Source organism: Amycolatopsis sp. Poz14, from assembly GCF_006704225.1.
In the GTDB taxonomy this organism is placed as follows: domain Bacteria; phylum Actinomycetota; class Actinomycetes; order Mycobacteriales; family Pseudonocardiaceae; genus Amycolatopsis; species Amycolatopsis nivea.
This window is the reverse complement of record NZ_JACLHD010000001.1, coordinates 8,304,644-8,325,156: the sequence shown is the minus strand read 5'-3', so window position 1 is coordinate 8,325,156 and position 20,513 is coordinate 8,304,644. Positions and strand designations below refer to the sequence as shown.

The window sequence follows — 20,513 nt, the reverse complement described above, 5'->3', positions numbered from 1 at the left end:
TCACGCCGGAATCGCGGCCCGGTCGAGCGCGAGCTGCCCGGCCGGGCGCATCCGGCCCTCCTGCCGGAGCAGCTCGGCCCGGGCGAGATTTCGCGGCGACCACGGGCTTTTCGGCCGTCGCGGCGTGTACCGCTGGGTGTAGGTCGAGTCGTCGCGGCGGCGGGTCAGGCCGTCGATCCAGCCGTAGCAGAGCGCTTCTCGCAGCGCCTGCTCGTAGGTGAGGCCGGGCGCGCCCTTCTTCGCCAGCACCACCCAGACTTCGGTGGCGGAATCGTGGTGCTCGGCCAGCCAGTTCCGCCATGCCGCGGCGTCGGCGAAGATCGTCATGCCTGCACCAGCGTTTCGCGGACTGAGACGTAGTGCGGGTTGTACATCAGGCCGAGGACGTTGCCCCACGGGTCGATCACCGACGCGGTGATGAACCCGGTGCCGCGGTCGCGCGGGGCGTCGTGGACCTTCGCGCCCATCGCGACGACTCGCTCCAGCGTCGCGGGGACGTCCTCGACGTGCCAGAACACGACCGCGCCCGCGGGCTGTCCGACGGTGGCGAGATCGGCGGTCCGGGACAGCTCGCTGGTGGCGTACGAGCTGTGGATGATGCCGAATTCGTGCTGGTAGTCGCCGATGCGCCACTCCAGGTATGCCGGGGTGTCCATGTATGGCGCGACGCCGAAAAGGTCGGTGTACCAGCGCTTCGCCGCGTCGAAGTCGGGGGAGTAGAAGGTGACGGTGCTGAGTCCTCGAAGCATCTCTGAGTCCTTGTCTGCTCGGTTGTGGGACTAGCTTCTCCGCCAAAGTGCTCATCTTCTGAGCACTTTTAGGGAGAGAATCGAAACCATGCGCGCTGACCGTCTCGTCGCTGCCGTCCTGCTGCTTCAGGCCCGCGGCCGGGTGACCGCTGCCGAACTGGCCGAGGACCTGGAGATCTCCGTGGCCACGGCCCGCCGCGACCTGGAGGCGTTGTCGGCGGCCGGGATCCCGGTCTATCCGCAGCCCGGACGCGGCGGCGGATGGTCGCTGGTCGGCGGGGCGCGCACCGACCTCAGCGGGCTGACCGCGGCCGAGTCGCAGGCGTTGTTCTTGATGCTGGGACCGGCGGCGTCCGGCGGTCCGGAACTGTCGTCCGCGCTGCGCAAGCTTGTCCGTGCGCTGCCCGCCACGTTCCGGGCCGACGCCGAAGCCGCCGCGCGGGCTGTCGTGTCCGATCCGGCGGGGTGGGGCGAGCGGGATCGCGAACCGCCCGCGCTCGTTCAATCCCTCCAGCAGGCGGTGGTGCAGCGGCGCAAGGTGCGGTTCGACTACAGCGGCAAGGACCGCTTAGTGGATCCGTACGGCCTCGCCGACAAGGACGGCGTCTGGTATCTCATCGCCGGAACCCCTGCGGGACAACGGACTTTCCGCGTCGACCGGATGTCGGCGGCGACGACCACGGACCTGCCTTCGCAGTGGTCGGACGACTTCGATCTCCGCGAACAGTGGGCCCGGGTCGTGGAGGAGATGGAGCAGCGGCGTTCGCTCGTGTCGGCCACGGTGCTGATCGACGCGCGGTACTTGTCCGTGCTGCGGTCCCATTTCGGGCGGCATTGCGAGGTGCTCGGGGAGCAGGACGGCCGGGTACGCGTGAAGGTGGCGGCGCACTGGGTGCGTTCGATCGCGGAGCAACTGGCGGGGTGGGGAGACCTGGTCGAGGTGGTGGAACCGGGCTCGGTCCGCGCCGAACTCGCCCGCATCGGACGCGAGCTGACCGCCCGTTACGGGGGCTGAACGATTACCCGCGAGGTAATCGACTCCATTCCCGGGAGGGGACAGGATTGCTTGGCAGACAACGGAATCGAGCCAAGGAGCTGACATGACCGCCTACGCCATCGCCCACCTGCGCCAGCCGGGAACCGTGGACCCCGAGGTCTACGAGTACATGGAACTGATCCAGGCGACGCTCGACCCGTTCGAGGGCCGGTTCCTGGTGCACGGCGGGGATACCCGCGTACTGGAAGGCACCTGGCCGGGCGCGACCGTGGTGCTCGAATTTCCCGATTTCGCCGCCGCCGAGCAGTGGTACGCGTCGGCGGACTACCGCAAGATCCTGCACCTGCGCACCGATCATCTGGTGGGCGACGTGATCCTGGTGGAGGGCTGCGGACCGAACCACGATTCGGCCGCGATGGGCGCCCGGCTCCGTGAAGAGGCCCGGTGACTTACCCGGCGATTTTGATCGCGATCCCGATCGTCCGCTCGGGTCCGCCGCGAAGGCGGCTGAAGAACATGGTCACGCGTCCGACGAGGCCGTAGTCTCGGGCGATGACACCGCGGATGCGGTCGCTGTCGGCGGTGTCGAGGAGCCGGGCGGTGCCGCTGACTTCGGCGCCGTGCACTCGGCGGCCGCGGACGTCGCAGGCTTGCAGCCGGACGTCGCCGTTGTTGCGGATGCGTTTGACCTTGCCCGCGTTGCGTTCGGAGAACAGGACCAGCTCGTCGCCGTCGCGGGAGGCCCACACCGGGGTCGGGACCGCGCGGCCGTCGCGGCGGAAAGTGGTCAGCACGACGTACTTCTCGGCGCCGAGACGCTCCAGTTCGGACATAGCCCTACGGTAGACCGCGTCACAGTCCTTGGCAGCGGTCGGCGGGCTGCGGCGAGCCGGGCGTCGTCGGCACGGCGACCGAGGTGCCGTGGCCGGCCACCTTCTCCATCACCACGTGCGTCGCCGCCACATAGCCCCAGGTGAACAGCACGACCACGGCCGCACACACGCCGAGCGCCGCCTTTCGGCTCCCGATTCGCCCCAGGAGCGCGGAAATCCCGGCTCCGGCGAGCAGGAACAGCAAGAGGGAACTGACCTGCCACAGCGTCACGCCCAGGCCGGACCACGGCACGAGCTGGCGCAACTGGCAGGTCAGCTGCTCGCTCGCAGTGAGCTGGGCGAGGTAGTTGGCACCCACGCACCAGGTCACCAGAACGGCGATGATCGCGGCCCCGAGCCCGACGGCGTACGCCACTCGCGAAAGCGTGCTCCGAGACTCCCCCAGTTCGGACATGGCTTCACGGTAGCGGTCAGCGGGCGCCCAGCCATCCGTATTCCGGTGCCGAATCGAGCACGATCCCGTCCGCCACCGCGACCAGCTGCTCGCGCGGCAAGCGGCCGGAAACGGTCAGCCATCGCCCGGTCGACAATCGCACGGTGACCTGCGCGTCGGCCGGTCCGGAAGCGGGCACGTAAGCGCCGGGGAGGCCGCGCACCTGTACCGGCCCGGACCCGCTGAGCGCCGGGGAGCCGCCGCTGATCGTCGCGCGCACCTTGCCGCTCGGGCCGCTCGCGTCGAGCACCGTCGTCGCGTTGTCGGAACTGGTGCCACGAACGGTCGTGGCCTCTTCGTGCAGACCGGCGGGCAGCGGTCCGAAGCGCGCCTCGCCGCGGATCCGGACTGGTTCGACGGTCACGGAATCGGCTACTTGCTGGGCCGCCTCGCGCGCGTCCGGGACGCCTTCCACCTTGGCGGTCAGGACGTAGCGGTTGTCCGGCATCCAGGTCAGCGTGGCGATCGTGTCGCTCGGGCCGGTCACCATGGCGATCCGGCCGTGCACCACGACCTGGTCCTTCACCGCCGAGATGCGCAGTGCGGTCTGCGCCCATTCCGGATCGGCCGTCGAGTGCGCCGCGAGTTCCACCCGGCTTGCGCCGGACTGCCATTGCCGCACCTGCGCGGTCGTTCCGGGCCCGCCGGAGCGGTACTGCTCGGTGAAGCCGTCCGGCAGCCAGCCCGGCGTGTACGCGAGCACCGGCCGTCCGGCGGCGGGCGTGAGCTGCGCGGGCGCTTCGGCGACCGTTTCGACCACCAGCGGCACCCCGGCGGCGACCGCGATCACGGCGGCGGCCGCGGCGGCCAGCGCGAGGCGAGGACGGCGTCGGCGTTGCCGGGCCCGGGCGAGCGCGTTGAGCACCTGGTTGCCGTCCGGTGCCCGCTCGGCGAGCCGTTCGAGGCTGTCGCGCACCAGCGTCTCGGTCTCGTTCGAGGGGGTCATTCTCCTGCTCCGGTGGTGAGGGCGGCCGGCAACGAGGGCATCCCGGCGCGCAGCGTCGCCAGCGCGCGCGAGATCTGGCTGCGCACGGTCGAGACGCCGCAGCGGAGGAAATCCGCGATCTCGGCGTCGGTGTAGTTCTCGTAGTAGCGCAGGACGACCGCGGCGCGCTGTTTCCGCGGCAGCGTGGCCAGCAGGGCGAGCATTTCGTCGCGTTCGTCGTAGGCGGTGCTGGGATCGGCGGTCGGCGGCCCGAGCGCGTCGAGCACCGTGTGGTTCGACGGGACCACGCGGCGGGCGGCGCGGCGGCGCCACGACAGGTACTCGTTGGTGATCATCCGGCGGACGTAGGTGGGCGGCGATTCGATCTTCGACCAGCGTTGCTGCGCGCGCAGGAGCACGTCCTGGACGATGTCCTGCGCCAGATGCGGGTCGTCGGCGAGAACGGTCGCGTAGCGCAGCAGCCCGTCGAGGCGTTCCGCCACGAAATCGTCGAAACCGGTGGTCACGATCATCAGACGCGCGAGGGGCCGGTTTTGATGCTTCGGATCCGCAAATTGGTGACGAAGCCGTCGCGGCGGGCCTGCCCGGGCGGCCGACTAGGCTGGCGGGCATGGCTGTGGCGGTTCGGGTGATTCCCTGTCTCGACGTCGACGCGGGCCGGGTCGTGAAGGGCGTCAACTTCGCCGACCTGCGCGACGCGGGCGACCCGGTGGAGCTCGCGCGCCGGTACGACGCCGAAGGCGCCGACGAGCTGACCTTCCTCGACGTCACCGCGTCCTCCGGCGACCGCGAAACCACCTTCGACGTGGTCCGCCGCACCGCCGAGCAGGTCTTCATCCCGCTCACCGTCGGCGGCGGCGTGCGCTCCACCGACGACGTCAACCGGCTGCTGCGCACCGGCGCGGACAAGGTGAGCATCAACACGGCCGCGATCGCCCGCCCGGAGCTGCTGCGCGAGGCGTCGCGCCGGTTCGGGGCGCAGTGCGTCGTGCTGTCCGTCGACGCGCGGCGAGTGCCCGAAGGCAGCGAACCGACCGCGTCCGGCTTCGAGGTCACCACGCACGGCGGCCGGCGCGGCACCGGCATCGACGCGGTGGAGTGGGCCGCGCGCGGCGAGGAACTCGGCGTGGGCGAGATCCTGCTCAACTCGATGGACGCCGACGGCACCAAAACCGGTTTCGACCTCGAACTGATCGACCTGGTCCGCAAGGCGGTGCGGGTCCCGGTGATCGCCAGCGGCGGCGCGGGCGCGACCGAGCACTTCCTGCCCGCCGTGCAAGCGGGCGCGGACGCGGTGCTCGCGGCGAGCGTATTCCACTTCGGACAGTTGACGATCGGCGACGTGAAGGGCGCGCTGCGCACCGGAGGGGTGGTCGTGCGATGAGCCTCTCGCCAGAACTTTCCGCCCGGATCAAGCGCAACGCGGACGGGCTGATCGCCGCGGTCGTGGTGGACCACGCGACGTCCGACGTGCTGATGATGGCCTGGATGAACGACGACGCGCTGGAATCCACGCTCACCACGCGCCGCGGCACGTACTGGTCGCGCAGCAGGCAGGAACTGTGGGTGAAGGGCGAGACCTCGGGCCACGTCCAGCACGTCCGCGAAGTCCGCATCGACTGCGACGGCGACACGGTGCTGCTGCGCGTGGACCAGACCGGCCCGGCCTGCCACACCGGCACGCACACGTGCTTCGACACCGACGACCGGCTGCTGCTCGCGGACGAGAACGCGTGATGGCCGTCGTCGCGAACGTGCTGATCGGGCTCGTCGCCCTGATCCACCTGTACATCGTGGTGCTGGAGATGGCCCTGTGGACCACGCCGCGGGCGCGCGCGGCGTTCGGCACCACGGAGGAATTCGCCCGCGAGAGCAAGACTTTGGCCGCGAACCAGGGGCTCTACAACGGATTCCTCGCCGCCGCGCTGATCTGGGGCCTGATCGCGGCCGACCCGGCGGGTTTCCAGCTGAAGCTGTACGGCTTGGCGTGCGTGATCGTCGCCGGTCTGTACGGCGCCGCGACCGCGTCGAAGCGGATCCTGTTCGTGCAGGTGCTGCCCGGCGTGCTGGCGCTGGTTTTCCTGCTGCTGTCGCGCTAGTCGATGTTCCCGGTGAGGTAACGCTGCAACGTCGGCGCCACCGCCGTGACCAGCGTGTCCACCTCCGCCTCCACCATCGGCGGGAACCGCGCCACGTACCGGATCAACCCGACCCCCACCAGCTGCGAAGCGCACAACGCCACCCGCAGCTCCTGACGGTCGCCGCCGAGGTCGCTCAGCAGTCCGGTGAAAAATCCGGAGAAGAACTCGCGCAGCACGGTGCTCGCCGCCTCGTGGCTGGCGATGCTGCGGATCAGCGCCTGAAACGTGTCGCCGCCGACGCCGTCCCAGCGGGTCAGGAACGTGTGCACGATCCGGGTGCCCAGTTCCTCGACCGGGCCGGCGCGCAGGACCGTGACCAGCTCCGCCGGTTCGAACGGCAGCTTCAGCACCGCTTGCGCGAACAGGCCCTCCTTGCCGCCGAACCAGTGGTTGACCATGGCCGCGTCGACGCCGGCGCGCGCGGCGATCGAGCGGACCGTCGCGCGTTCGTAGCCGTTCTCGGCGAACACCGCGCGGGCCGCTTCGAGCAGCACCGCGCGGGTGTCCTGACCAGCGGGGCGGCGGCCGCGGCGGCGCGCGGTAGTGTCTTCGGTGCTCACCGGACCATCTTGACCGGTCGCCGCCTCGAATTCAACAGTCATTGAATTGAGAGCCCGCTGACCGGCGCACCCGGGCGTAGCGGCACAATGAGACGCATGGTCAGCTCAGCAGCCACGTCCACGGCCGGGCCCGGCCCGGTCAGCCCGTCCCGCGCCGAGTTCCGCACGCTGGCCGAGAGCCGCCGCGTGATCCCCGTGGTGCGCCGGGTGCTCGCCGACGGCGAGACCCCGCTGGGGATTTACCGGAAGCTCGCCGCCGACCGGCCCGGCACGTTCCTCTTCGAATCGGCCGAGAACGGGAAATCGTGGTCGCGCTGGTCGTTCGTCGGCGTGCGCAGCCCGGCCGCGCTGACCGTGCGCGACGGCAAGGCGGTCTGGACCGGCACCCCGCCGGACAACCTGCCGACCGAGGGCGACCCGCTGCAGGTGCTGCGCGCGACCGTCGAGGCGCTGCACACCGAACCGCTTCCCGGCCTGCCCCCGCTGACCGGCGGGATGGTCGGCTACCTCGGCTACGATTCCGTGCGCTGGCTGGAAAAGCTGCCCGAGCTGGCCGAACGGGACCTCGACATCCCCGAGCTGACCATGCTGCTCGCCACCGACCTCGCCGCGTTCGACCACCACGAGGGCACCGTCACGCTGATCGCCAACGCGGTCAACTGGGACGACTCGGCCGAACGCGTGGACGCCGCCTACGACGACGCGCTGGCCCGGCTGTCCGCGATGACCGAGCAGCTGCGGGTGCCCGCGCCGCCCACGGTCGCGACGTTCGACCGTCCCGCGCCGGAATTCCGCCGCCACCGCAGCAAGGAAGACTTCCACGCGGCGGTCGACAAGGCGGTCGAGGCGATCAAGGCCGGCGAAGCGTTCCAGGTCGTGCCGTCGCAACGATTCGAGATCGAGACCGGGGCCGACGCGCTCGACGTGTACCGCGTGCTGCGCACCTCCAACCCGAGCCCGTACATGTACCTGCTGCGGCTGGAGGGCTTCGACATCGTCGGCTCCAGCCCGGAATCGCTGGTGACCGTCCGCGACGGCCGCGCCACCACGCATCCCATCGCGGGCACCCGCTGGCGGGGCGCGGATCCGGAGGAGGACGCGCAGCTGGCCAAGGACCTGCTCGCGGACGAGAAGGAACGCGCCGAGCACCTGATGCTCGTCGACCTCGGCCGCAACGACCTCGGCAAGGTCTGCAAGCCGGGCACCGTGCACGTGGTCGACTTCTTCCAGATCGAGCGCTACAGCCACGTCATGCACATCGTGTCCACGGTGACCGGCGAGCTGAAGGACGACGCCACGGCGTTCGACGCGGTCGCGGCCTGCTTCCCGGCGGGCACCCTTTCCGGCGCGCCCAAGGTCCGGGCGATGCAGCTGATCGAGGAGCTGGAACCGGTGCGCCGCGCGCTGTACGGCGGCGTGGTCGGCTATCTGGACTTCGCTGGAGACGCGGACACGGCGATCGCGATCCGCACCGCGCTGATGCGTGACGGGACCGCGTACGTCCAGGCCGGCGGCGGCGTGGTCGCGGACTCGGTCCCGGACTACGAGGACACCGAGTCGCTCAACAAGGCCCGCACGGTGCTGTCCGCGATCGCCGCGGCGGGCACGATGATCCCGGCGGGGGAACTGGACCCGGCTGAGGACGCGGCCGGTGTCTGAGCAGTCCGGCGAGGCGGAACCACGGCGCGGCGGCGCCGAGGCGGAAGCGGCGGGCCCGGAAGCCCGGCCCGCGAACGGGGCGAAGGCGAAGCGTCCACTGTGGACGATCATTCTCGCCCTCCTGCTCGGTGCGCTGGCGCTGTGGGGAGCGTCCCGGATGGTGTGGTTCGCCGAATTCCGCGACGAGGGCGTGCGCGGCACCGTCCTGTACACCGAGCCGGGCGAACAGCGCGCCACCGCGCTCGTGCCGCTGGCGCTCCTGGCGCTCGCGGGCGTCGCCGGGGCGGTCGCGACCGGCGGCTGGCTGCGCCGGGCGCTCGGGCTCGTGCTGGTGCTCGCCGGCGCGGCAGGCGTCTGGAACGGCGTCGACGGGATCAAGTTCGGCGGGTTCGCGCCGGGGCTGCCGGGCACGGAAATCGTGCTCGGCCACCTGATCGCCGTGCTCGGCGGAATTCTCGTCGCGCTCGGCGGGTTGGCAGCGATCAAGTGGGCGGGAGCCGCGCGGAAGCTCGGGGCCCGTTACGCCGCGCCGGGAGCCAAGGCGGCGCGCAAGGATCCGGACACCGAGCTGTGGGAGGCGTTGTCGGAGGGGGACGACCCGACCGATCCGCCGGATCCGCGGCGCTGAGCAACCCGGAACCGGCCGGTCATCGAGCGGGGGTTAGCATCGTTTCGGCGGGAAGGGGAAGGTTTTTGTGAGCGAGCTTGCGAGTGGACCCAGGAGTGCGGCAGCGAGTAGGGGCGTCCGATGAGCGTGCTCGAAGACATCGTCGCCGGCGTGCGCGAGGACCTCGCGCAGCGGGAATCCGCGCTGCCGTTCGACGAACTGAAGGCAAGGGCGGCCAAGGCCGTCCCGCCGCGTGACGTGATGTCCGCGCTGCGCGAATCCGGCATCGGCGTCATCGCCGAGGTGAAGCGGCGCAGCCCGTCCAAGGGCGAGCTGGCCACGATTCCCGACCCGGCCGCGCTGGCCCGCGACTACGAGGACGCCGGCGCGCGCGTGATCAGCGTGCTCACCGAGCAGCGCCGCTTCGGCGGCTCGCTCGCCGACCTCGACGCGGTGCGCGCCGCGGTCGACATTCCCGTGCTGCGCAAGGACTTCATCGTCAGCCCGTACCAGGTGCACGAGGCCCGGCTGCACGGCGCGGACATGGTGCTGCTGATCGTCGCCGCGCTGGAGCAGAACGCGCTCGCCGCGCTGCTCGACCGCGTCGAATCGCTCGGCATGACCGCGCTCGTGGAGATCCACAACGCCGAGGAGGCCGACCGCGCGCTCGAAGCGGGCGCGAAGGTCATCGGCGTCAACGCGCGCAACCTGCACACCCTCGAAGTGGACCGCGACGTGTTCTCCCGCCTCGCGCCCGGCCTGCCGATGGACGTGTTCAAGGTCGCCGAGTCCGGCGTCCGCGGCCCGGGCGACCTGATGTCGTACGCCGGCCACGGCGCGGACGCGGTGCTCGTCGGCGAGGGCCTGGTCGCCTCCGGAGACCCGAAGGGCGCGGTCGTCAAGCTCGTCACCGCCGGTTCGCACCCCGCCTGCCCGAGGCCCTCGCGGTGACCGAACGAGGCAAGCACGACCCGGACGAGCGCGGCTACTACGGCCCGTACGGCGGCCGGTTCATGCCGGAAGCGCTGATCGGCGTGGTCGACGAGGTCGCGGCGGAGTACGAGAAGGCCCGCCACGACCCCGCGTTCACCAACGAGCTGAACCGGCTGCTCACCGAGTACGCGGGCCGTCCGTCGCTGCTCACCGAGGCCAAGCGGTTCGGCGAGCACGCCGGCGGCGCGCGGGTGTTCCTCAAGCGCGAGGACCTCAACCACACCGGTTCGCACAAGATCAACAACGTGCTGGGCCAGGCACTGCTCACCGTGCGGATGGGCAAGAAGCGCGTCATCGCGGAGACCGGCGCGGGCCAGCACGGCGTCGCCACGGCCACCGCGTGCGCGCTGCTGGGCCTCGACTGCGTCGTGTACATGGGCGAGGTCGACACCGAGCGGCAGTCGCTGAACGTCGCGCGGATGAAGCTGCTCGGCGCCGAGGTCATCCCGGTGAAGACGGGGTCGCGGACGCTCAAGGACGCGATCAACGAGGCGCTGCGCGACTGGGTCACCAACGCCGACACCACGCACTACCTCTTCGGCACCGCCGCCGGTCCGTCGCCGTTCCCGATGATGGTGCGCAACTTCCACCACGTCATCGGCGAGGAGGCGCGGGCGCAGATCCTGGAGAAGGCGGGCAGGCTGCCGGACGTCGTCGCGGCGTGCGTCGGCGGCGGGTCCAACGCCATCGGCATCTTCTCCGGCTTCTACGACGACCCGTCGGTGCGGCTGGTCGGCCTCGAGCCGGGCGGCGAGGGCATCGAGGGCAACCGGCACGGCGCGACCCTCACCAAGGGCAGCCCGGGCAACCTGCACGGCGCGATGTCGTACCTGCTGCAGGACGAGGACGGCCAGACGGTCGAATCGCATTCGATCTCCGCCGGGCTCGACTACCCGGGCGTCGGCCCGGAGCACGCGTGGCTCAAGGACTCCGGCCGCGCCGAGTACCGCCCGGTCACCGACGCGGCCGCGATGGACGCCTTCCGGCTGCTGTCGCGCACCGAGGGCATCATCCCGGCGATCGAATCGGCGCACGCGCTGGCCGGGGCCCTGGAACTGGGCCGCGAGCTGGGCCCGGACGGGCTGATCGTGGTCAACCTGTCGGGCCGGGGCGACAAGGACATGGACACCGCGGCCCAGTGGTTCGGGCTCGTGGACGGGGAGGGCAAGTGAGCGGCCTCGACGAGCTGTTCGCGGCGACGCGGGCGGAACACCGGGCCGCGCTGGTCGGCTACCTGCCCGCCGGATTCCCCTCCGTGGACGGGTCGAAGGACCTGCTGGCCGCGACGATCGACGGCGGAGCGGACCTGGTCGAGGTCGGCGTCCCGTACTCCGACCCGGTCATGGACGGCCCCACCATCCAGGCGGCCGCCGAGTCGGCGCTCGCCAGCGGATTCCGGCTGAAGCAGCTGTTCGACGTCGTGGAATCGGTGTCCGCGCGCGGCGGCCGCGCGGTCGTGATGACGTACTGGAACCCGGTGCACCGCTACGGGGTCGACGCGTTCGCGCGCGACCTGGCGTCGGCCGGCGGGCTGGGTTTGATCACGCCGGACCTGATCCCGGACGAGGCGGACGAGTGGATGGCCGCGTCTACGGAACACGGCTTGGACCGGATCTTCCTGGTCGCGCCGTCGTCGTCGGAGGAGCGCCTGGCGAAAACCACGGCGGCCTCGTCGGGCTTCGTGTACGCGACCGCAGTGATGGGCGTGACCGGCGCCCGCGACGCGGTGGGTGTGCACGCGGAGGACCTGGTGCGGCGGACTCGCGCGCACACGGAGCTGCCGATCGGCGTCGGCCTCGGGGTTCGGTCGCGCGAGCAGGCCGCGCAGGTGGCCGGGTTCGCGGACGCGGTGATCGTCGGGTCGGCGCTGGTCACAGCCGCGGCGGACGGTCCGGACGGCGTGGCGAAGCTGGCCGCGGAGCTGGCGAAGGGCGTGCGCGAGGCGGTCGCTCCGGCCTGATCACGGGCCGGTCGTCGGAAACTGTCGGTGGTCGTTCGTACTCTCTCGGTATGCAGAAGAATCGAGGGGGAGTGCGACGGCTATGGCAGACTGGACTTGGCACGAGAGATCAAGCGCGGGTGGAGGTGACTTCGCATGTCAGCACCTGCTGAGCACGACACCGGCCAACCTGCTGCTCCGTGGCTTTCGGAAGTGCTTGCGCTGCCGGAAGAACAGCTTCTCGGCACCCGGATCGAGGCGGTTGACGGGGCGCTCCTCATGAGCCCCGCCCCGACCTCATTGCACCAGCGGTTGCTACAGCGGCTCCAGCTGGCGATGGTGCCGAAGCTGCCGGACGATCTTGAACTGCTCCCCGGAGTCAATGTCCGTTGCGGCGAAACTCGGCTGCTGATCCCGGACTTCGTGATCGTCACCTGCCCGGACGTCGCGACGACCTGGTACCCGGCGTCCGAGGTGTTGCTGGCCGCGGAGATCGAATCGCCCTCCACCAGGGTGCAGGACCGGATCTTCAAGAAAGCCCTCTACGCCGAAGCCCTCATCCCGTACTACCTGCTCGTCGACCCGGAGCAGGAAGCCGCCACCGTCTACGCGCTTTCCGACGGCGACTACCTGCCGCACGCGAAGAGCGAAGGCGGGGTGCTCACCCTGGCCGAACCGTTTCCCGCGGAGCTGGATCTGCGGGCTTGAGCGGCCAGTTGTACGCATCGTGTACGCCGTCCGCGCACAGTGCGGCGCATGGCTTTCGACATCGGACAAGTTCCCCGGAGGACGTTCCTGCGCGGGGCGGCCGGCGTGAGCGCTGCCGCGGCGGCGGGGCTCGTGCTGCCCGGTCTCGCGGACGCCGCCGACGCGCCGCGCATCTACAGCTGTGCCGAATGGGGTGCGCGCCCGCCCGCGGATCCGCTCACCACGCTCGACCATCCCGCCAACCGCGTGCTCATCCACCACATCGACTGCCCCAACAGCACCGACTACTCGCTCGAGCACGCGTTCCAGGTCGCGCGCGACGACCAGGCTGACCACATCGACAACAACGGCTGGTCCGACACCGGCCAGCACTTCACGGTCTCCCGCGGCGGCTACCGTCTCGAAGGCCGCCACGGCAGCCTGGACGCGTTGCGCAGCGGCAAAAAGCTCGTCCGCGCGGCGCATTGCCCCGGCCAGAACGACAACGCGATCGGCATCGAGAACGAGGGCACCTACATGCAGGTCGCCCCGCCGAAAGCGCAGTTCGATTCGCTGGTCGTGTTCGTGGCGTACGTGTGCCGCCAGTACGGCATCCCGGTGAAGGAAATCAAGGGACACCGCGACTTCTACAACACGGATTGCCCGGGCGACAAGCTGTACGCGATGCTGCCGGAATTGCAGTCGAGGGTGGCGGCCTTGCTTCGTTGAGCGGGTTCAGTGCAGGAAACGCATTGCCCGGCACAATTCCGCGGGCTCCAGCGATCCCAGCTCGGCCACCTCGGCGCGGCGCACGTCCGCCAACGTGGTAGCCAGCTGGGGTCCGAACGCCGTCCGCAGCACCTCGTCGGCCTCGAACGCGTCGACCGCCTCCGACAACGACTTCGGCAACCGGGCGACTCCGGCCGCGGCGGCGTCAGCAGGGGAGAGCGAGCCTGGATCCACGCTGACTGGTTCCGGCAGGCGTGCCTCGGCGTCGATCCCAGCCAGTCCGGAGAAAAGCAGGCCAGCCACCACCAGATACGGGTTCGCGGTGAGGTCGAAGCACTTGACTTCCAGATTTGCCGCCGTGTCGCGCTGTCCGGCCGCGCCGCGGATCAGCCGCAGCGGTGCTTCGCGGTTTTCCAATCCCCACGCGGTAAACACACCTGCCCAGTGGTGCGGTTCCAGTCGCAGATAGCTGACCACCGACGGCGCGCCCACCGCCAGCAACGCGGGCAATCGGCGGAAAATCCCCGCACCGAAGGATTCCGCGGTCGAGGTCAATCCGAACGCGCCAGTTCCGCCCGCGCACAGATTCCGCTCGTCGTCCCAAAGACTCAAGTGCACGTGCCCGCCATTGCCGACGCCGCCGGGTTCGAACTTCGGCGTGAACGACGCGCGCAACCCGTGCGCGGCGGTCACCGTCCGCACGGTTTCCCTTGTCAGCACGGCTAAATCGGCTGCCCGCAAGGGATCCGTCGCTGCGATCGACAGCTCGAACTGGCCCGCCGCGTACTCCGGGTGGATCTGCTCCACCGTCACCCCGCAACGCTCCAAAGTGGACACAAGGGCACGCAGGTACTCGTGGTTCGCGCTCAACCGGGAGTATCCGTAAGCCGGTCCGGGCAGCGGGACCCCGTCCGCGTCGGTCGCGATCCACTCCAGTTCGAACGCCATCCGCGCGGTCAGGCCGCGGTCGGCGAGCTGGGCCACGGCGGTCGCGGCGAGCGCGCGGGTGTCCTGCGGGTGCGGCTGTCCGTCCTGGTCGTACCGCCACGCGGGGGCCCACGCCCAGCCGGGTTGGGCGGCGAGGACGGTGAGCGCGTCGAGGTCGGGATGCAACCGCAGGTCGCCGACCGGTCCGAGGGAGTGCTCGCCGTTCGCGATGCTGTCGGTGCCGAGGAAGAAGTCGAACGAATTGGACGCGCCGACGCCCCACGCCGCGACCGTCGCCAGCCTCGCCACCGGGACGGCTTTGACCCGCGAAATCCCGGAGTTGTCCACGAAACTCAGCGCGACGAGCTCGACGCCCGCTTCCTTCATCCGGCAGGCGGCGGCAGCGCCGAGTTCCGCGAGCCGGTCGCGGTCGAGGTGCGAGGGGGTGGACGGCAAGGCGCGCTCCTTCGATACCGGACGAGGTTCAGCCAGTCGGCGCTGGTTGTCCGCGCCGCCTCGGATGTTCACTGTGTACTCCGCGGGGAAAGGAGCGCATCCGTGTCCGGAGACCGTCCCGAATTGCGGCGCACCCTGTCAGTCTGGCAGGCCGTCGGGTTGTCCGTCGCGCTCATGGCACCCAGCATGGCCGCGAACATCAATCCACAGCAAACAGCCGCGGCCGCCGGACGCGCGGTGCCGCTGGCGTTCCTGCTTTCGGCGGCGGGAGTGCTGCTGGTCGCGTACGGCTTCGTCCAGCTCTGCCGGCACTACCAGCACGCCGGATCGGTCTACGCCTTCGTCGGCGCGACCCTCGGCCCGCGTGCGGGCGTGGTGTCCGGGATCGGGCTTCTCGGCACGTACACCTTCTACGCGGTGGTCACCAGTTCCGCCGCGGGCGTGCTGGGCACGGCGTTCCTGACGCAGGTCGGGATCTGGCCGCATCCGCCGTCGTGGGGGCCGTTCGTGCTGACCGCGGTCGCGCTGATCGGCAGCTGGCTGCTCGCGGTCGCCCCGGCCCGCCGCGGCACTAGCACGCTGCTCGCCGTCGAGGGCGCGACCATCGCGCTCATCCTGCTGGTCACCGTGGTCATCCTGGTCCGCTTGATCGCGGGCGACGCCCCCAGCGGCCGGTTCACCCTCCAGGTTTTCGTGCCGGACACCGGAATCTCCGGCATTTTCGTCGGCGCGGTGTTCGGTTTCCTGTCGTTCGCCGGTTTCGAGGCCGCCGCGACGCTCGGCGAGGAAACCCGTGACCCGCGCCGCAACATCCCGCGCGCGATCCTCGGCACGGCCATCTTCGGCGGCGCCTACTTCGTCCTCGTGACCGCCGTCGAGATGATGGCGTTCGGCGGCAACGCCACCGCGTTCCACGACTCCCCGTCGCTGCTCGGCGACCTGGGCAGCCGCTTCGTCGGCCCGTGGGTCGGCGACGTCATCAGCGCGGGCGCCGCGATCAGCGCGTTCGGCTGCTGCCTGGCCTGCGTGGTCGGCGGCTCGCGCCTGCTGTTCGCGCTCGGCCGAGACGCCTTCGACGGCCGCGGCATCGGCCGGATCTCCGCCAAGGGCATCCCCGCCGTCGCGGTAACCGCGGTCGCACTCGCGGCGGCGCTGATCATCCTGGTGTGCGCGGTGTTCTTCGGCGCGACCGCGGACGACACCTTCTCGTGGGCCGGATCCATCGGAACCCTGCTGTTGCTGGTGATCTACCTGCTCACCACAGTCGGCGCGATCCTGCTGCTGTTCGTGCGGCGACGGATGCGCGTGCCGTGGTGGCATCTGGTGTTCCCGATCGGTGCACTGGTGCTGCTCGGCTACACCGTGTACGTCAACGTCGTGCCATACCCGACGGAGGGCCCGCCGCGCTGGTTCCCGGTGGTAGCGGGCGGGGTGCTGGTGCTGGCTGTGGTCGTGGTGGCGTTGGCGCCCGGATTCGCCCGTAGGGTGGGGGAGAGGCTCGCTGAAGGAGAGGCATGACCGATCTGCTGGATTTCGTCGCGGACCTGCCGTTGGTCGATCACCACTGCCACGGCGTGCGCACCGGCGGCGTCGACCGCGACGGGTTCGAGCGGATGCTGACCGAGGCGGACACCGTGTCGCCGCTGGGGACGTCGCTCTTCGATTCGCTCATCGGTCTCGCCGTGCGCGAACGCTGTGCGCCGATCCTCGACCTGCCGAAGCACGCCCCGGCCGACGACTATCTTGCGCGCCGTGAAGAACTGGGCGCGCAAGAGGTCAACCGGCGGTTCCTTCGCAGCACCGGCAGCACGGATTACTTGCTGGACGGCGGTTTCCTCCCCGAATCCCTCACCGCCACCCAAGACTTCGCCGAACTGGCCGACGCCCGCGCGCACGACATCGTCCGGCTCGAACAGGTCGCCGAAGACGTCATCCGGGGCACCAGCGCCGCCGGTTTCGCCGAGGACTTCGCTGCCGAGCTCGACCGTCGCACTGCCACCGCAGTAGGCGTGAAGTCGATCGCGGCGTACCGGGTCGGGCTGGAGCTGTCCGGGGAACGTCCTGCTCCGGCCGAGGTCGAAGCCGCCGCCGGACGCTGGCTGTCCCGGATCGAGGCGGGCGAACCGGTCCGGCTGGCTGACGAGGTGCTGCACCGCCACCTGATCTGGGCCGGTATCGACCGGCGGCTGCCCGTGCAGTTCCACGTCGGCTACGGAGACTCCGACGTCGACCTCCACCGCTGCGATCCCTTGCGGCTCACCGGTTTGCTGCGCGCGACCCGCGACGCGGGCGTCCCGATCCTGCTGCTGCACAACTACCCGTTCCACCGCAACGCCGCTTACCTCGCGCAGGTCTTCGAGCACGTTTTCGTCGACGTCGGCCTCGTCACCCACAACGCGGGCTTCCGCGCCCCCGCGATCCTGGCCGAGACGCTGGAACTCGCCCCGTTCGGGAAACTGCTGTTCTCCACGGACGCGTTCGGCCTGGCCGAGCTGTATCACCTGGGCACCGCGCTGTTCCGGCAAGGACTGTCCGACTTCCTCCGCACCGCCCTCGCCGCCGACGCACTGTCCGAAGTAGACGCGATCCGGCTGGCCCGCCTGGCTGGCCATGAGAACGCGGCCCGGATTTACCGGCTGGAGCGGAAATGAAGGACCTGGTCGAGGCTTGGCGCGCGGCGTTGGCCGAGGAGTTGCCCGCTGCGGTCGAGTTGCGCCATCGGATTCACGCCGACCCGCGTGCGTCCGGCGACGAAGACGACACCGCCCGGATCGTGGCGGCCGCGTTAGGTGAAGGCGAGCGGGTCGCGAAGACCGGGCGGCTGATCGAAATCGCCGCACCGCACCCCGGCCCAGCCGTAGCGTTGCGTGCCGAGCTCGACGCGCTCCCGGTAATAGAGCGCACCGGCGTCGAATGGGCCGCGAAAACCGGCCTGATGCACGCCTGCGGCCACGACGTCCACCTCGCCGCCCTGACCGCGGTCTGCCGAGCGGCGCGGCGCGTCGAACTCCCGCGTCCGCTGTACGCGATCCTGCAGCCGCGTGAGGAAACGTCGCCGTCCGGAGCGCTTGACCTGGTCGAATCGGGCATTCTGGAGGAGCGCGGCATCGACACCGTCATCGGCGCGCACGTCCAGCCGCGGCTGCCCTACGGCGTCGTTTCGGCCGCGCCGGGGCCGGTGAACGCGTCCACGGACGAGTTCGAGGTCGTGGTGCACGGCGAAGGCGGGCACGCGGGGTATCCGCATTTGCTGCGCGACCCGGTGCTGGCGCTCAGCCAACTGGTGGTGAGCCTGCAGCAGATCGCGAGCCGCCGGATCGACCCGATGCACGGTGCGGTCTGCACGATCGGCAGGCTCAGCGCGGGCACCGCGGCGAATGTCGTGCCGAATTCGGCGTCCGCGTTCGGCTCGCTGCGGCTGATGCGCGCGAGCGACCGCGAACGTGCGCTGGAGGCGCTCGACGAGGTCGTGCACGCCACCGCCCGCGCGTACGGCTGCACTGCCGACCTCCGGATCAGCCCGTGCGAACCGGTCCTGGTCAACGATCCGGCGCTGGCCGCCGCCGCGCGGACCTGGCTCGAACGCGGCGGCGCGGACGTGGACGTGGATTTCCGGTCTTTCGGCGCGGACGATTTCGCGCATTACTGCGGCGACGGCGTCCGCGGCCTGATGCTGTTCGTCGGACTCGGCGAGACCGCGGGCGCGCCCAGCCTGCACGGCGAAACGTTCCTGCCCGAGGACGCGGCGGTCGGCCAGGTCGCGGACGCGCTGCTCGCCGGATACCTGGCCGCGGCTTCGGACCTGGAGTACCCGGAGGCGGCCGTGACCGGGCTGTGACCGGGTCTTGACTAAGGGTTCCGCGGCACCGGGACCACGACCGGGGCCCGACGCGCTACGGTGGCCGCGTGTACTCCGCAGCATTCCTGGCCACGATCCCGAGCCCCGACCAAGGCGTCTGGCACCTGGGCCCGATCCCGATCCGGGCGTACGCGCTCTGCATCATCGCCGGCATCATCGTCGCGATCTGGTGGGGCGAGCGGCGCTGGGAGGCCCGGGGCGGCACCAAGGGCACGGTGCTCGACATCGCGGTGTTCGCGGTGCCGTTCGGCCTGGTCGGCGGCCGGCTCTACCACGTCATCACCGACCCGGAGCTGTACTTCACCGAGGGCAAGAACCCCTGGAACGCCTTCGCGATCTGGGACGGCGGGCTCGGCATCTGGGGCGCGGTCGCGCTCGGCGCCGTCGGCGCGCTGATCGCCTGCCGCCGCCGGGGGATCCCGCTCCCCGCGATGGCCGACGCGATCGCGCCCGGCATCATCGTCGCGCAGGCGATCGGGCGGCTCGGCAACTACTTCAACCAGGAGTTGTACGGCGCGCACACCGACCTGCCGTGGGGCCTGGAGATCTACCAGCGCTTCGACCCGGCCACCGGCGCCCCGGACGCCCTCGGCGGCGTCGCGACCGGGCACATCCCGCTGCCGGAAAGCCCGGTGCACCCGACGTTCCTGTACGAGCTGATCTGGAACCTGCTGATCGCCCTGCTCGTGGTGTGGGCGGACCGCAAGTTCAAGCTCGGCCACGGCCGCGCGTTCGCGCTCTACGTCGCGGGCTACACCGTCGGCCGCGGCTTGATCGAGCTGATGCGCACCGACACCGCCAACCACATCCTCGGCCTGCGGGTCAACGTGTGGACCTCGATCCTGCTGTTCATCGGCGCGATGGCGTACTTCGTCGTCGCGGCCAAACGTGGTCCGCGCGAGGCTCCGGAGACGTTGCGCAGCAAGGGAGACGAGCGGAACGCCGCCGTCGAGTCCGAACCGGGCGACGCGGGGGAGAAGCCGGAACCGGACGAGAAGGCCGCGGAGGACACTGTGGACGCCGGGTCTTCTTCAGCCGAGAACGGCAAGTCCGAGAAGTCCTAGGCGCAGAGCCGAAAAAGAGGTCCCCGCCCGGGTTGGGCGGGGACCTCTTTTTTTGCAGCACCGGGGTTCAGCTGAGGAACGAACCGCCGAAGTAGTCGTCGTCATTGCCGGAGTCCTGACGCCGGGCGCGGCGGCCCGACGACGGCGGCGGCTGCGGTGCGGACCGCTTCGGCCGGTCGCCTCGATCCGCGAGCGGATCGGCGAAATCGTCCTCCGGCTCCGGTTCCGGGGCGCGATGCCGAGGCGGAGCGGGCGGTGCTTCCTTCTCCGGAGCCGGCGCCGGGGGCGGGGGCGGCGGAGTCCGGTCGACGAGCGGATTGTCGTTCGAGTACTCCGCGGGCTCCGGCGCGGGCGGAGGCGGGGACTGCGGACGGCCGCTGGTCGCCAGCGGGTCCGCGGCGGAGAACCCGGCGGGCTTGTCCGGCGTGTCCGGATACGTCGACCTTCCGGTGTCCGACAACGGGTTCCCGGCGCCGCCGGTGCGCGCCTCGAGGATCTCCTCGGGGCTCTGGCCCTCCTCCAGCTCCTCGAGGATGTCCTTGGCCTCGCTGAGCTTCTCGTCGGCGAGCGCGCGGACCTCGGGGTCGGCGAAGGCCCGGCCCGCGGCGACGTCCTCCCACGAGTATTCGCCCGCGTCGACCTTCCGCTTGACCAGCCGCAGCTGAGCGGGCGCGTCCGGACGCGAGGCGGCCCGCTTGATCGCCTCGATCCGTTCCGGGGTGTCGGTTTTGGGCAGCGGGCGGAGCTTGATCTTCTCCAGGTCCTTCAGCAGCTGCTGGGACTTGCGGACCGTCCGGTCGAGCGCGGCCTCGGCCTCCCGCAGCTCGGGCGTCTTCCACGAATCGTCCGCGGTGACGGGGTAGGACATCTCGGC

General features: G+C 70.6%; 25 protein-coding genes. 16 read left to right on the top strand and 9 right to left on the bottom strand.

Features of this window, described 5'->3' with window-relative positions; all coding sequences use genetic code 11:
• Complete coding sequence (locus tag FKO37_RS38585) at positions 1–327, bottom strand: YdeI family protein (protein WP_238607666.1); 327 nt, start codon at positions 325–327, stop codon at positions 1–3.
• Entirely contained in the window at positions 324–749 is a 426-nt protein-coding gene (locus FKO37_RS38580; protein WP_238607665.1) for a VOC family protein, read from the bottom strand. Before FKO37_RS38580 ends, FKO37_RS38585 begins: the two co-directional genes overlap by 4 nt.
• 88 nt (positions 750–837) lie before the next feature.
• On the opposite strand from FKO37_RS38580, the gene FKO37_RS38575 reads away from it, so the two are divergent.
• Positions 838–1,764 (top strand): YafY family protein, encoded by a 927-nt coding sequence (locus FKO37_RS38575; RefSeq protein WP_238607664.1) that lies wholly within the window; start codon positions 838–840, stop codon positions 1,762–1,764.
• An 85-nt stretch (positions 1,765–1,849) separates the two neighbouring features.
• Complete coding sequence (locus FKO37_RS38570) at positions 1,850–2,194, top strand: DUF1330 domain-containing protein (protein ID WP_037809646.1); 345 nt, start codon at positions 1,850–1,852, stop codon at positions 2,192–2,194.
• 1 nt (position 2,195) lies between these two features.
• Here the strand turns inward: FKO37_RS38570 and FKO37_RS38565 are convergent, their stop codons facing one another.
• From FKO37_RS38565 to FKO37_RS38550, 4 genes are read right to left on the bottom strand one after another with little or no spacing between them, the layout of a single operon-like run.
• The gene (locus tag FKO37_RS38565; protein WP_238607663.1) at positions 2,196–2,579 is read right to left on the bottom strand and encodes a PPOX class F420-dependent oxidoreductase; all 384 of its coding nucleotides are present in this window, start codon (positions 2,577–2,579) and stop codon (positions 2,196–2,198) included.
• A gap of 19 nt (positions 2,580–2,598) precedes the next feature.
• Positions 2,599–3,033, bottom strand: coding sequence for a hypothetical protein (locus FKO37_RS38560; protein WP_238607662.1), 435 nt, complete (start codon positions 3,031–3,033; stop codon positions 2,599–2,601).
• Between the two features lie 16 nt (positions 3,034–3,049).
• The gene (locus FKO37_RS38555; protein WP_238607661.1) at positions 3,050–4,018 is read right to left on the bottom strand and encodes a hypothetical protein; all 969 of its coding nucleotides are present in this window, start codon (positions 4,016–4,018) and stop codon (positions 3,050–3,052) included.
• Positions 4,015–4,530 carry a SigE family RNA polymerase sigma factor gene (locus FKO37_RS38550; protein WP_037809651.1) on the bottom strand — a complete coding sequence of 172 codons (516 nt, stop codon included), beginning with the start codon at positions 4,528–4,530 and terminating at the stop codon, positions 4,015–4,017. The genes FKO37_RS38555 and FKO37_RS38550 overlap by 4 nt, the downstream gene beginning before the upstream one ends.
• Positions 4,531–4,628: 98 nt before the next feature.
• On the opposite strand from FKO37_RS38550, the gene hisF reads away from it, so the two are divergent.
• The 3 genes from hisF to FKO37_RS38535 are packed head-to-tail and all read left to right on the top strand — an operon-like array spanning position 4,629 to position 6,117.
• Entirely contained in the window at positions 4,629–5,402 is a 774-nt protein-coding gene (gene hisF, locus FKO37_RS38545) for an imidazole glycerol phosphate synthase subunit HisF (protein WP_037809653.1), read from the top strand.
• Positions 5,399–5,755 (top strand): phosphoribosyl-AMP cyclohydrolase, encoded by a 357-nt coding sequence (gene hisI, locus FKO37_RS38540; RefSeq protein ID WP_037809655.1) that lies wholly within the window; start codon positions 5,399–5,401, stop codon positions 5,753–5,755. The genes hisF and hisI overlap by 4 nt, the downstream gene beginning before the upstream one ends.
• Positions 5,755–6,117 carry a DUF1304 domain-containing protein gene (locus FKO37_RS38535; protein WP_037809656.1) on the top strand — a complete coding sequence of 121 codons (363 nt, stop codon included), beginning with the start codon at positions 5,755–5,757 and terminating at the stop codon, positions 6,115–6,117. Before hisI ends, FKO37_RS38535 begins: the two co-directional genes overlap by 1 nt.
• Here FKO37_RS38535 and FKO37_RS38530 read toward each other — a convergent pair.
• Positions 6,114–6,719: a TetR/AcrR family transcriptional regulator gene (locus FKO37_RS38530; protein WP_037809657.1), complete on the bottom strand. Its 606-nt coding sequence runs from the start codon at positions 6,717–6,719 to the stop codon at positions 6,114–6,116. The genes FKO37_RS38535 and FKO37_RS38530 overlap by 4 nt on opposite strands.
• Before the next feature lie 96 nt (positions 6,720–6,815).
• On the opposite strand from FKO37_RS38530, the gene FKO37_RS38525 reads away from it, so the two are divergent.
• From FKO37_RS38525 to FKO37_RS38495, 7 genes are all read left to right on the top strand, one after another.
• A complete protein-coding gene (locus tag FKO37_RS38525; protein ID WP_238607660.1) occupies positions 6,816–8,378 on the top strand; it encodes an anthranilate synthase component I in 1,563 nt (520 codons plus the stop codon).
• A 109-nt stretch (positions 8,379–8,487) separates the two neighbouring features.
• The gene (locus FKO37_RS38520; RefSeq protein ID WP_308196591.1) at positions 8,488–9,006 is read left to right on the top strand and encodes a Trp biosynthesis-associated membrane protein; all 519 of its coding nucleotides are present in this window, start codon (positions 8,488–8,490) and stop codon (positions 9,004–9,006) included.
• 120 nt (positions 9,007–9,126) lie between these two features.
• A complete protein-coding gene (trpC, locus tag FKO37_RS38515; RefSeq protein ID WP_043828938.1) occupies positions 9,127–9,936 on the top strand; it encodes an indole-3-glycerol phosphate synthase TrpC in 810 nt (269 codons plus the stop codon).
• Positions 9,933–11,150 (top strand): tryptophan synthase subunit beta, encoded by a 1,218-nt coding sequence (gene trpB, locus FKO37_RS38510; RefSeq protein ID WP_370318170.1) that lies wholly within the window; start codon positions 9,933–9,935, stop codon positions 11,148–11,150. Before trpC ends, trpB begins: the two co-directional genes overlap by 4 nt.
• Complete coding sequence (gene trpA / locus FKO37_RS38505) at positions 11,147–11,938, top strand: tryptophan synthase subunit alpha (RefSeq protein WP_238607659.1); 792 nt, start codon at positions 11,147–11,149, stop codon at positions 11,936–11,938. The genes trpB and trpA overlap by 4 nt, the downstream gene beginning before the upstream one ends.
• Before the next feature lie 135 nt (positions 11,939–12,073).
• The gene (locus FKO37_RS38500) at positions 12,074–12,625 is read left to right on the top strand and encodes a Uma2 family endonuclease (protein WP_037809666.1); all 552 of its coding nucleotides are present in this window, start codon (positions 12,074–12,076) and stop codon (positions 12,623–12,625) included.
• A 48-nt stretch (positions 12,626–12,673) separates the two neighbouring features.
• Complete coding sequence (locus FKO37_RS38495; protein WP_238607658.1) at positions 12,674–13,333, top strand: peptidoglycan recognition family protein; 660 nt, start codon at positions 12,674–12,676, stop codon at positions 13,331–13,333.
• Between the two features lie 6 nt (positions 13,334–13,339).
• Here FKO37_RS38495 and FKO37_RS38490 read toward each other — a convergent pair whose 3' ends face one another.
• Positions 13,340–14,647, bottom strand: coding sequence for a glutamine synthetase family protein (locus tag FKO37_RS38490; RefSeq protein ID WP_308196590.1), 1,308 nt, complete (start codon positions 14,645–14,647; stop codon positions 13,340–13,342).
• 171 nt (positions 14,648–14,818) lie between these two features.
• On the opposite strand from FKO37_RS38490, the gene FKO37_RS38485 reads away from it, so the two are divergent.
• The 4 genes from FKO37_RS38485 to lgt all read left to right on the top strand — a co-directional run bounded on the left by FKO37_RS38485 (position 14,819) and on the right by lgt (position 19,639).
• Complete coding sequence (locus FKO37_RS38485) at positions 14,819–16,234, top strand: APC family permease (protein ID WP_238607656.1); 1,416 nt, start codon at positions 14,819–14,821, stop codon at positions 16,232–16,234.
• Entirely contained in the window at positions 16,231–17,367 is a 1,137-nt protein-coding gene (locus FKO37_RS38480) for an amidohydrolase family protein (protein WP_238607655.1), read from the top strand. Before FKO37_RS38485 ends, FKO37_RS38480 begins: the two co-directional genes overlap by 4 nt.
• Entirely contained in the window at positions 17,364–18,554 is a 1,191-nt protein-coding gene (locus tag FKO37_RS38475; protein ID WP_037809673.1) for a M20 family metallopeptidase, read from the top strand. Before FKO37_RS38480 ends, FKO37_RS38475 begins: the two co-directional genes overlap by 4 nt.
• Positions 18,555–18,622: 68 nt before the next feature.
• Entirely contained in the window at positions 18,623–19,639 is a 1,017-nt protein-coding gene (gene lgt, locus FKO37_RS38470; RefSeq protein ID WP_238607654.1) for a prolipoprotein diacylglyceryl transferase, read from the top strand.
• A 67-nt stretch (positions 19,640–19,706) separates the two neighbouring features.
• Here lgt and FKO37_RS38465 read toward each other — a convergent pair whose 3' ends face one another.
• Entirely contained in the window at positions 19,707–20,507 is an 801-nt protein-coding gene (locus FKO37_RS38465; RefSeq protein WP_238607653.1) for a hypothetical protein, read from the bottom strand.
• Positions 20,508–20,513 lie beyond the last annotated feature (6 nt).